The following is an 11313-nucleotide window of genomic DNA, read 5'->3' as shown; positions in this document are numbered from 1 at the left end:
GTTGCTTTTTGTTTTGGCGGACTGAACAAATTATGAGAAATTCAAAATCACTCTAACGATCATTCATCAAACGAATTGCACCGCCGGTCGGCGGGCAAGGCTCGGAAATTCCAAGACAAATGGCCATCAATCTTCGCAAGATCGATCTTAACCTTCTGGTGATCTTCGAAGCCCTCTATTCCACGGGCAATACCAGCAAGGCGGCCGAGCGGCTCGGCATGAGCCAGCCGGCGGTGTCGAGCGCGCTCGGACGGCTGCGCGAGTTGCTCGGCGATCCCCTGTTCGTGCGAAGCCCGCGCGGCGTCGCGCCGACCAACAAGGCGCGCGAGATCATCCAGCCCGTGCGCGAGGCGCTCGCGGTGATCGGCCGCCAGTTCACTGTCGCCGACAGCATCGACCTCGCCACCTATACGCGGCTTTTCCGCATCATCGTCAGCGATCCCTTGGAGGCACTGGTGATGCCTTCGATCGTCCGCACGTTGCTGACGCAGGCTCCGGGCGTGCAGATCGAGTGCGTGCAGGCCACGGCGAGATATGCCGAGGACATCCGCGAAGGCAATATCGACCTCGCCTGCTTCGCCTTCCCGATCGACACCACCGATATCGTGGTCAAGTCGATCATGGCATTCGATCTCGTGGTCATCAGCCGGCGCGATCACCCCGAAATCACGAAGCCGCTCGATCTCGCAACGTTCGCCAGATTGCCTCAGGTCGCCGTCGCCCACGAATTGCGTGGCCTCACCGGTGTCGACAAGAACATGGTGGCGCAGGGCACCGTCCGGCGGACGCCCTATATGGTGTCGAAGATCTGGTCGATGCCGGCAATGGTCCAGCGCACAGATCTGATCGGCCTGTTGCCGCGCCGCTTCGCCGAAGAGATCGCTGACAATTTCCAGCTCGACCTGCACGATCTGCCGATGCCGCTGGCGGAGCAATACGCCTACATGCTCTGGCACGTGAACAGCGAGAACGATCCCGGCCATAAATGGCTGCGGGAGTCGATCATGCAGGGGTTGCAGAGCAACCGGCCGGCCGGTATTCAGTAGCGCACGATGCCACCGGCGAAGGCCCGCCAGCCCTGCTGCGTCGGGTTGTCGCTGTGCTGGTGGCTGCCTTCGGCGAACAACGACACGTCGAACGGATTGGCTCCGACGGCCGAAAGATTGAAGCGCAGCCCGCCGCCGAGATTGGAAGCGTGCATGCTGGCGCGCTCGAGCGCAGTCGGCTCGATCAGGATGCGCTCGCCGGTGGCGGCGAACAGATAGGGCGCGATCGCCGCCGGCGCGTTCGGAATGACGAAGTTGCGACCGACCTCGCCACGCACGACCCAGGCGCTGTCGCCGGCGAACGATCCCGCCGTGTAGCCGGACAGCATCTGCGCGCCGACGATGTCGAACTGCTCCGAGGTCAGCATCGGCTGGCCAAAGCTGGTCTGCCCATATCCTGCCAGCGAGAGGAAAAAGTCGCTGGGCAGGCCCTGGGTGATGCCGACATGGCCGCTCAGCTTGGTGAAGACGGCGTCGGCGCCGATGCGCGAAAGCGGCAGCAGGAAGGTCGCGTCGTTCGCGGTCCGTGCGCCGAAGGCATCGACGCCCCGCGACAGCAGCGCGCCGTAGCTCGCCACCGTGCCCGAACTGCGGAAATTCCAAAAACCCTCGACACCGCCGCGCACGGCGCGCACCCGATCGCGGCTGATCGGTACCGACGGTTCGAACAGCAGCGAATCCACCTCTTCGTCGGTGGCCTCGAATCGCGCGATGAAGGTAAGTACGCCGTCGCGGCGCTTGACCGCGTCGTAGCTCACGCCGATGCGGCCCTGGGACAGCAGGCCCTGCGTCGCGAAGATTGGATCGACCCGCGGCGTCGTCTTGCCGACCGTACCGCCGCCCTCGAGCCGCCAGCCGTCTATGCCGAGCGGAAGCGTCAGCGACGCGCTGAGATAGCGGCGCGTAGGATAGGTCGTGGCAAAGTCGTTGTCCGGAAGTCCCGATGCAGAAACCACGAACTGCTCGCCGAGGCCGAACACGCTGTTGAGTGAAGCCGTCGCCACCGCTTGCCAGGTGCCGAACACTTTTGGCATTGCGTTGTCGCCATAGAGGCTCGCCGAGACCGGACGATAGCGGCCGGTCAGGACCAGGACCGAGCCGCCGACCTGCTTGCCGCCGGTGAACACCGCGTTCAACACGAGCCCGGGCGCGTCGCCCGCGATCAACAGCACGCGCTCGAGCTCGGTCTGCCTGAGATGACGCCTGCCGATCAGTTGCTCGACCACGGCGAGGACGCGTGTGCGCACCGGCATCCTGATCGCTGCGGCGTCGATGCTCTCGACGAATCCGTCGACGACGCGGATCGCGACCCGCGCCTGCTGTCCCAATTCCTGCGGCGTGACGACCACGCGCACCAGCGGATAGCCTGCACGCACATAGGCCGCCTGCAAGGCGTTAGCGAACGCGAAGATCTGCGCAACGGAAACGCGCTTGCCGATGAGCGGCGCTTCAAGGGCGCGGCGTTCGGCGGCCAGCTCGTCGAACTCGTCCGCGATCGAAAAGCCGCGCAGCACGAAGGTGAGCTTCTCAGCGTCCTTCGGAATCTCGGCGCCGGCCTCGACGCGCGGCAGCAGAATGCGGGCCGGCGCACTTGGCGCCGGTGCAATCGACGGCGGCGCGACCTGACTCGGCGACGGTACGATCCGTTGCTGTGCATGAATCTGCTGCGGAAGAAACAGAAGCAGAGCGGCAGCCGCACATCCGCCTGATCTCGATACACGACGTCCAAACATATTCCTGCACCCACCCGGCGCGCATCCTTCAACGAAGGCGACGCAAAACTCAAGCGTTGGATTCGGAATCCGCTCCACTATTAATCGGGCAAATAACGCTTATCTCGTTTTAGAATTGGCGCGGCCGCGCCTTTGTCTCTAGCAGAGCTGCCGAGGGCCGCGAGGCATGTCGCGCCGGCCGTGCCTCCTGCATCTGAGATGGCGTGTCATGATCAAGATTCATCATTCACTGACGATCGCCCTGTTCGCGCTTGCATGCTGCGAAGGCGCACAGGCGCAAACACAGACACCGACGCAAGCGCAAGCGCCGCAACGCACGACGGCGACCTATGAAGACTGGACCGTTCGCTGCGAGGTCAGCGGCACGACGCGGGTCTGTGAGATGACGCAAGCGATGCAGATCCAGGGCCAGGCGCAGCCGGTCACGCAAATCGCGATCGGCCAGCAAAGCAAGGGCGCGCCGCTGAAGATGGTCGTCCTGGTGCCAATCAATGTCGCGTTGACGACGGCCCCAAAGCTCGCCGCCAATGACAAGGATCCGGGCATCGCGACCGTCTACCGCCGCTGCATGCCCGCCGCATGCTTTGCCGACACCGATATCGGAAGCGATCAGATCAAGCGGCTGCGGGTCCTCTCCGAGAACGGCAAGCTCCAGTTCAAGGACGCCGCTCAGCAGGATGTCGTGATCCCCGTGTCGTTCAAGGGATTCGGCCAGGCCTTCGACGCCATGCAGCAGCCCTAACGGCGCCGTATGGTTTGGATGGCTGGTGGCTGACCGCAGTGAGCCCCGCGGGATACTCGCCGATCACCTTCAGAGACAAGCTGCCGTGGTGAGGTAAATCGCAAGCCCCACCCTTCTTCGGATTCTCGGTGCACACGTCGCGCGCGTGAGCGACAGTGCACGCGTCACCCGTATGACGTGTTTCAGAGATCCTTGAGAGCGATGGGCCTCGGTTATACTCGTTCAGCAATCTGAGTATAACTCGCATGCTTGTGCTGCGCACATTCAAGCGCCCGGCGAGCCCGCCGCCCGTTGCGATTACGGCATGCCGCCGTGGTCGACGAACAGGTCTGTGAGCCCCGCCCCCAGCCACATGCCGCCCAGCACGAGCCAGGCGGTGAGCGCAAACACCGAGGCCCCGGTCACGCCGGCGCCAACTGCACATCCACCGGCTAGCATCGCGCCGAATCCCATCAGCACAGCGCCGAGCAGATAGCGCCGCATGCCGAGCCCGTCCGAAAATCCCTCGAGCTTCAGTTCGCCCGCAGCCACCGCGGCAATGAACGAACCAAGGAACACGCCGGGGATGATGCCGAGGTCGAAGCCGAGTCGGAGCTGCGAGCTGTTGAGCACCAGCATCAGCGCCTCGGCTGACGGCCCGCTGAAGGTGAGGCTCTTCAGCGCCACCGGCGCGAAGGAAGCCTGCGAGAGCTGATAGGTAAAAAGCCAGCCGGCGATGACGGCCACGCCCGTTGCCAGCGCGGACAGGATCAACCGCCGCGGCAATTGGCTTCGAAAGGCGAAGGCGAGCCCCGCGATCAGCCACAATCCGCCGAAAGCGAGCTTTTCGGGCGTACCGCCGCCGAACACCGCCATGATGTCGCGCGACGGCCCGCCGTCGACCAGCCACAGATTGGTCACCCACTCGCGCGCGGGCGACAGCAGGCCGCGATAGGAGGCCTGCGCCGTCACCGCGAACACCAGGCCCGACAGCAGTGCTCTGAGATTGCCATTGGCCGAGAGCACCAGCAGCCGGCTAGCGCAGCCACGCGCCAAAATCATGCCGCAGCCGAACATCACGCCGCCGACCAGCGCACCGGAGATGCTGCCCTGCTGCGCGAGCTGTCGCGCCTCGGAGACGTCGAGCAGACCGAGCGCGACAAAGCCTTGCGTCCCCACCAGCGCCGCGGCGAAGGTCAGGAGCCAGACCGCCAGGCGAGGCCCGCCCTCACCGCGCGAGAATTCGACCGCCGCGGCGCGCAGGCAGAAGCGGCTGCGCTGAGCGAAGAATCCGAACAGGCCGCCGACCAGGAGGCCGCCAAGCCATGACAGCCGGTCTTCACCCAGGAGATCGATGAGTGGCGTCAGCACGGCCGCCTCAGTGTTCCCCTCGAGATCTGCCAGATTACCGCGCGGCACGGCCTCGCCAAATGAGCCAAATCAAGGCCCGGAGAATTGCAGGCGATGGCCGCGCCCGGTCAGGGGCGCAGATAGGCATATCCCTGCTGCTCCAGCTCGGCGAGCCGCACCACGCCGCCCTTCTCGGCTACCACGAAGCCGGGCGTGAGGTCGTCGAGCTTGACGCCCTGCGCCTTCATCGTGTTGGCGCAGGCATCAAATCCGACACCGGCATCGGTGAGCTTCTTCATCATCGCAACGGTGTGGTCCTCGGCGACCAGCGCATGGAAGGTGCGCAACGCCGGCCCATGCACGACCAGCCTGATATCGGCCTTGCCGGGCCCGCCGACGCCATCGACGTGGTTCTGGAGGTTGCCCAGCACGAAGACGACGCGGTCGGCATCGGCGAGATGATAGACCACGCGCTGTCGTGTCGATGTTTCCGTCGCCGCGACCGCCTCGCGCACGGCAAGAGTGCCAAATAGTCCGGCAAGGCTCGCGCGAAGCATGGATCGACGCAGCATGGTCCCTCCTATCGTGTCTGCTTGATGAATTCGGCGATCCGGTCGGCGACGTCTTCCGCGAACAGGTCGCGGAAGAAATGATCGGCGTCCTCGATCTTGTCGAGTTGCACCCTGCCGCCGCTGCCCGAATCGGCCAATGGTCCAAAGGACGCCGCCACATCAGGCACGACCGTATCCTTGGTTGCGGTGAGCACCAGCACCGGCAGCTTCACGCGGGCCACGAGCGCGGCGGTGTCCTGTCCGGCATCGGCACCGTAGAAGGAGGCAAAGGCCCGCGCCGAAACCACGGCGTTGCGGCAGTAGATGAAGCCCGGCGCATCCATCCATTCTCCACCGCGTCCCGCGGCGACAGCCTTCGTTGCCTTCTCCAGGAGCGGCTCAAGCGGCTTGCCGTAGGTCTCGGCATAGGAAGCGCGCACGCCAGCCTCGGCTTTCGCAGTCACTGGAGCCAGCAATACCGCGCCCGCAGCGGGAGGTGCTTCGTTCGCCGCCAGATAGCGCGCGACCTGATTGCCGCCGCGCGAATGACCGAGGGTGAAGACGAACCGGGACATGCTCTTCGCCTTCGCGCCCCAGGCGCCGATCTCTGCAACAGCGTCCTCGGTGACATAATCGTGCCGCGTGGCGCAGTCATACATGCCCTTGCGGCGATCGAGCCCGAGCGACAGCGTATGCGCGAGCGAAGCGATGCCGCGCTGCTCAAGCGCTTTCGCTACGCCCTGAATGATCTCCATGTCCTTGTGAGCGAGCGTGCCGTGGGTCATCACGACGAGCGGCGTGTCTGACGCCATCGAGGTCGGCGTGCGCAGCGTCGCGAGCGACGTGCGGCCGTTGATGGACAGTTCGAGCTCCTGCTCGGCAGCGCCGACGGGCCGCGCGAGAGTGAGCAAGACGACCATTCCGATAAACCATCGCATGGGCGGCTCTCTCCTCAGGGACGGATGATCGTCCAGTCGTTTTCCGCAAGATCCATCAACGCGGCAACCCCGACCTGGGTCACGCTGACGCCCTCGATCAGCGGCGGTCGCTTGTCCTCCTTCGCCGCCAGCGTCTCCAGCGTGTTCCCGCAGGCGATGAAGCTCACATTGGGCATCGATTTCAGGAAGTTCACAAGGCGCTCCTTCACCGGCGAGCGGTCGTCGAGCAGCATGTCGAGGCCGCCATTGAAGGCCACCACCACGATCTCGACGTCTTCGCCCCGCCCGGAATATGCCGCGACACGTTCGCGGCAACATCGAGAACAGCGCGCATCCTGACGGGGTCGTCGTCGCTGATCTGCAGCGCGAGCCTGTGCGGCTCGGCCGCGCGGGTCGGGGCGGCGAGACCGGTCACGATGAAAGCGGCAGCGACCAGCCCGCGAAGCAATCCGCGGCGGCTCGCCTGCCCGCGGCTCACTCCACGCCCCGCGACTTCTTGTCCTTGCCGTCCTCAGGCGTCACGTCGATCGCGGCGGCTCGCGCGGTGATCTTCACCGGCGCGATGCAATCCTTCATGCAAGGGTCCTTCTGCCAGAATGACTTTTCGGTGGTGGCGCGATCGTCCATCACAAAGCCCTGCTCGTTCGGCATCTTGATCGTGGCGAGGTTCTTGTAGGTCAGCTCGAAATTCTGGTCGGTGACGACGTCGTTCAGGTAGAGGACGTAAGCGACCAGCGCATAATATTCGTCGACCGAGAAGGACTCCGCATTGCCATAGGGCATGGCGTGCCGGACGTAGTCGAACACGGTCGAGGCGTAGGGCCAGTAGGAGCCGACCGTCTTGACCGGATTGTCTGAGGTCAGCGAACCCTTGCCGCCGGCCAGCACCGGCCAGCGGCCATTGCCTTCGCCGAACTCTCCGTGGCAGGACGCGCAATTGTCCATGAAGAGCTTTTCGCCCTGGGCAACCGTGCCCCTGCCCTCAGGCAGGCCCTGGCCATCGGGCCGTACGTCGATATCCCAGCCGCGGATTTCCGCCGCGGTCGGCGCGCGACCGATGTGATAGCGCGGACCGGCTTTGGCATCGGTCTTCTGCTGCGCGAGCGCGGGCGCGCTCATCGCGCAAACGAGCAGCGCCACGGCAGCACACTTAAGCGACTTCGACATTCTCGACCTCACCGTTGGCCTGCACATGCCAGGTCTGGATGCCATTGTTGTGATAGATGGAATTGACGCCGCGGATCTTGCGCAGCTCGGCCTTGCTCGGCTGCACGTATCCGGTCTCGTCCTGGACACGCGATTGCAGCAGCAGCGGCTCGCCGTTCCAGTCGAACTCGTAGTAGAAGCGCGTCAGCGCCTTGTCGAGAACGGGTCCATCGAGCCGTGCCGGCCACCAATTGCGGCCGCCATCGAGCGACACGTCCACGCGCTTGACCTTGCCGTTTCCGCTCCAGGCCAAACCGGAGACGATGGTAAAACCCCTGCCGTGCTTGATCGGCGCCTGTGGGCTGGGGCTCGTGATTACCGACTTGGCGTCCATCGACCAGGTGAAGCGACGCGCCTTTCCGTTCGGCATCAAGTCCGTGTATTTGGACGTCTCCTCGCGGGTGTGCCAGGGCTGATCGCCGACCTTGATGCGGCGCAGCCACTTGACCCAGAGATTGCCTTGCCAGCCCGGCACCACGAGCCGCATCGGATAGCCTTGCTCGGGATAGAGTGCCTCGCCGTTCATCTTGTAGGCGATGATGCAATCGTCGAGCGCCTTCTCGATCGGCAGGCTGCGATCCATCGCGGCGGCATCGGCACCCTCGACCAGCAGCCACTTGCCGCTGGTCTTGACGCCTGCCTCCTCCAGCAGCGTGCGCAGCGACACGCCTGTGTACTGCACGCAATGGATCATGCCGTGGGTGAACTGGCAGCCATTGAGCTGGGCGCCGCGCCACTCCATGCCGGAATTCGCCGCGCACTCCATGAAGTGGATGCGATTGACGCGCGGATAGCGCTTGAGCTCCTCCAGCGTGAGGATTAGCGGGCGCTCCACCAGCCCGTGGATCATCAGCCGATGATCGGCCGGATCGATCTCGGCGATGCCGCCGTGATGCCGCTCGAAACAGAGACCGTTCGGCGTGATGATGCCTTCGAGCTCATGCAGGGGAGTGAAGCTCACCGAGGACTCGCGCGAGGCGGTCAGCCATTCGACGTCACGCCGGACGACGTCCTTCTCGAATTTTGACGGCTTGCCATAGGGACGTACGGCAACCCCCTCGCCAAGCGACTTGGTCCATTCCGGTACGTTGGGCGGCTGGTTCGCCGGATTGCCGCCGGCCAAGGCAGGCTTCGCCAGCATCGACGCCGCAACGCCGGCACCAGCGGTCAGGAAACTGCGACGGGACTGTCGGGGATGATCCATCTTCGACATCGCTTCTTACGCTCCGGTGACTTTGACAGCTCTGTTGGGTTCGAGGCGAACCGTCCTCTGTCGGGTCAGATAATTGGCCACGACCTCCCAGATCGGCGGCCCCTCGGTTCCTTCGTTGACGCTGGCCCAGCCGGCGACCTGATACTCCCTGGTCGGATCGATTGGCGCGCCGGTCTTGACCAGCTGCATCTCCGAGATGCGGCTTCCTTGCGGCTTTGCGACATCGATCGCATAGGAAAGTCCGCCGATGCGCACCATGTCGCCGCCCTGCTGATAGTAGGGATCTACGTTGAAGAGATTGTCGGCGACATCCTCGATGATCTCCTTCAGCCGCGCACCCGTCATGCCCATGCGATAGACAGCCGGATAGGTGATGGCGGTTGCATTGGTGACATCCTCGAAGGTGACGTCCTGTCCGGGCAGCACGCTGGTGCCCCAGCGGAAACCCGGCGACAGCGCGATCTCGGCGTCGCGCTCCTGCAACAGCGCCTGGCAGATCAGGTCGTCGAAGGTGCCGTTGAAATTGCCGCGCCGGTAGAGCAGCGAGTCCGTCTTACCAAGCACCTTGGCCAGATCGGATGCGAAGGGCTTGCGCACCTCGGCGATCTTCGCTGCCATCTCGGCGTCCGCAGTGATCACGTCGGAGAATAGCGGAATGAGCTTGTAACGGAACGCCTTGACCTCGCCGTCGCGGACATCGAGATCGAGCCGCGACACGAACTTGCCGGACGAGCCAGACGCGATCAGCAGGGTCTTGCCGACCTTGACCGCTTCAGGCAGCGCGTCGTGGGTGTGTCCGGTCAGGATCACATCGATGCCCTTGACACGGCTCGCAAGCTTGCGATCGACGTCGAAACCATTGTGGGACAGCAGCACGACGAGCTGCGCGCCGCCCTTGCGGGCCTTGTCGACCTGCGCCTGCACGTCCTCCTCGCGCACGCCGAACGACCAGTTCGGAATCATCCAGCGCGGATTGGCGACCGGCGTATAAGGGAAAGCCTGGCCCAACACCGCGATCTTGACGCCGCCGCGCTCGATCATGGTCGAGGGTTCGAAAGCGGCCTCGTTCCATTCGGTATCGCGGATGTTAAGGCCGAGGAACGGAAAGCCGAGCCCTTCGATCGCCTGCTTGACCCGCTCGGTGCCGTAGGTGAACTCCCAATGTCCGGTCATGGCGTCGGGCTTGAGCAGCGCCATGCAGTCGATCATGTCCTGGCCACGCGTCTTCAGCGACGACCACGAACCCTGCCAGGTGTCGCCGCCGTCGAGCAGCGCGACCTTGTCGCCGCGCTCGGCGCGAATGGCCTTGATCACGGTGGCGGCGCGGTCGAGGCCACCGATCCGGCCATAGGTCTTGGCCAGCGCCTCAAAATCCTCCGACGTCAGGGCGTAAGCCGCCGATGAACCGGGCGCGATACCGAAGCGCGCAAGGAACTCCTTGCCCGTGACGTGCGGCGGCAGGCCCTTCGCCTCGCCCACGCCGAGATTGGTCGAGGGCTCGCGGAAGTACAGCGGCATTAGCTGACCATGAATGTCGGTCACATGCACCAGCGTGACGTTGCCAAGCGGCTCGAACGCCAGCAGCTCCTTCTCGGTCAGGCGTTGCTGGGCGAACGCCCGGGTCAGGCTGGAGCCCACGCCGCTCGCCAGCGTCGCCGTTGCCGCAGCAACCTGAATGAACTCGCGGCGAGAGATCATGCGCAATGCTCCGGGAGATTCATCGTTTCAGTTGCGCACTGCGGGCGTTTCGACCGGCAATCCGATGCCGCGCCAGGCGACATAGAGTTCGAGGGCGAGGAACTCGTCCGAGAGCGGCTTGAACGGCTCGGCGCGCACGTCGAACATGCAACCTTCGAAACGCTCATGCAGCGGCACCACGCGCTGGTCGCGCAGCCGATAGGTCGGAAAGCCGTTGGTCTGGCCCTGACTCAGGAAGTCCGCGCGCATGAACTTGCCGTTGTTGCGCTCGTGGCAGGATTCGCAGGCGAGATCGAGCTGACCGTAGCGCGTGTAATAGATCTGCTTGCCGCGCTCGAACCACGGCGACATCGGCCCATCGGTCTTCACAGCCACAGGCATGCCGTGCGATTGGTAGCGCACGAAAGTGGTCATGTCGGTCAGTTCCCGAGATTTGAATTTCCAGGGCTCCGCCTTCATGTGCTCGCTGCGACAGATGTTGATGCGCTGCTCGAGATTGACCGGCTTCTTCAGCTTGTCGTCCCATTTCGGCATGGCCGCGCCGACACCCTTCATGTTGGTCTCGGCCTCGCCGTGGCAGCTCATGCAGGACTTGCCCTCGCCGCCCTCGACTTTCTTCCACACGTCCGCCGCGCGCTCCACGGCGAGGAATCCCGGATTTTCGAGATCGTCGTCCTGCAGCGCACGGGTCTCCTTGCTGCGAAATTCGTAGCCGGAGACGATGGTCTTGAAGACGTGGCCGGGCGGCGCCGCGATGCCCTTGCGCTCGGCGTCCTCAGCGACCGCCAGCGTCGCAATCGAAACGGCGGCCACGATCGCAGCGGCCATCCCAACATATCGTCGCGCCATCCGAGCCT

The 11313-nt window shown here is 64.3% G+C and carries 10 protein-coding genes and 1 pseudogene; 2 read left to right on the top strand and 9 right to left on the bottom strand.

The genetic code is table 11. The annotated features are described in order from the left end of the window. Nucleotides 1–119 precede the first annotated feature (119 nt). Nucleotides 120–1046, top strand: a complete 927-nt coding sequence (locus JQ566_RS04740; protein ID WP_212370557.1) for a LysR family transcriptional regulator — start codon at nt 120–122, stop codon at nt 1044–1046. On the opposite strand, the gene JQ566_RS04735 is transcribed toward JQ566_RS04740, so the two are convergent. After that, complete coding sequence (locus JQ566_RS04735; RefSeq protein ID WP_212370555.1) at nt 1040–2779, bottom strand: ShlB/FhaC/HecB family hemolysin secretion/activation protein; 1740 nt, start codon at nt 2777–2779, stop codon at nt 1040–1042. The genes JQ566_RS04740 and JQ566_RS04735 overlap by 7 nt on opposite strands. Nucleotides 2780–2987: 208 nt before the next feature. Here JQ566_RS04735 and JQ566_RS04730 point away from each other — a divergent pair, with 208 nt between their 5' ends. Further along, nucleotides 2988–3521, top strand: a complete 534-nt coding sequence (locus JQ566_RS04730) for an invasion associated locus B family protein (RefSeq protein ID WP_212370553.1) — start codon at nt 2988–2990, stop codon at nt 3519–3521. Nucleotides 3522–3818: 297 nt separating this feature from the next. Here the strand turns inward: JQ566_RS04730 and JQ566_RS04725 are convergent, their stop codons facing one another. The 8 genes and pseudogenes from JQ566_RS04725 to soxA all read right to left on the bottom strand — a co-directional run bounded on the left by JQ566_RS04725 (nt 3819) and on the right by soxA (nt 11284). Beyond that, a complete protein-coding gene (locus JQ566_RS04725; protein WP_212370551.1) occupies nt 3819–4871 on the bottom strand; it encodes a YeeE/YedE family protein in 1053 nt (350 codons plus the stop codon). A gap of 107 nt (nt 4872–4978) precedes the next feature. Beyond that, nucleotides 4979–5422 carry a DsrE family protein gene (locus JQ566_RS04720; RefSeq protein WP_212370549.1) on the bottom strand — a complete coding sequence of 148 codons (444 nt, stop codon included), beginning with the start codon at nt 5420–5422 and terminating at the stop codon, nt 4979–4981. Between the two features lie 8 nt (nt 5423–5430). Next, complete coding sequence (locus tag JQ566_RS04715; RefSeq protein ID WP_212370541.1) at nt 5431–6339, bottom strand: serine aminopeptidase domain-containing protein; 909 nt, start codon at nt 6337–6339, stop codon at nt 5431–5433. Nucleotides 6340–6353: 14 nt separating this feature from the next. Further along, nucleotides 6354–6787 (bottom strand): annotated as a pseudogene (locus JQ566_RS04710) (DsrE family protein). A 26-nt stretch (nt 6788–6813) separates the two neighbouring features. Then, a complete protein-coding gene (locus JQ566_RS04705) occupies nt 6814–7506 on the bottom strand; it encodes a c-type cytochrome (RefSeq protein WP_249139191.1) in 693 nt (230 codons plus the stop codon). Beyond that, on the bottom strand, nt 7490–8758 hold the full coding sequence (gene soxC / locus JQ566_RS04700) for a sulfite dehydrogenase (RefSeq protein ID WP_212370537.1): 1269 nt from the start codon (nt 8756–8758) through the stop codon (nt 7490–7492). The genes JQ566_RS04705 and soxC overlap by 17 nt, the downstream gene beginning before the upstream one ends. Nucleotides 8759–8764: 6 nt before the next feature. Next, nucleotides 8765–10456 (bottom strand): thiosulfohydrolase SoxB, encoded by a 1692-nt coding sequence (gene soxB, locus JQ566_RS04695; RefSeq protein WP_212370535.1) that lies wholly within the window; start codon nt 10454–10456, stop codon nt 8765–8767. 27 nt (nt 10457–10483) lie between these two features. Then, nucleotides 10484–11284, bottom strand: a complete 801-nt coding sequence (gene soxA, locus JQ566_RS04690; RefSeq protein WP_434057805.1) for a sulfur oxidation c-type cytochrome SoxA — start codon at nt 11282–11284, stop codon at nt 10484–10486. Nucleotides 11285–11313: the final 29 nt, after the last annotated feature.

This window comes from Bradyrhizobium sp. SZCCT0231 (assembly GCF_018130245.1).
Classification (GTDB): Bacteria; Pseudomonadota; Alphaproteobacteria; order Rhizobiales; family Xanthobacteraceae; genus Bradyrhizobium; species Bradyrhizobium japonicum_F.
This window is presented reverse-complemented; position numbering and strand designations above follow the sequence as displayed.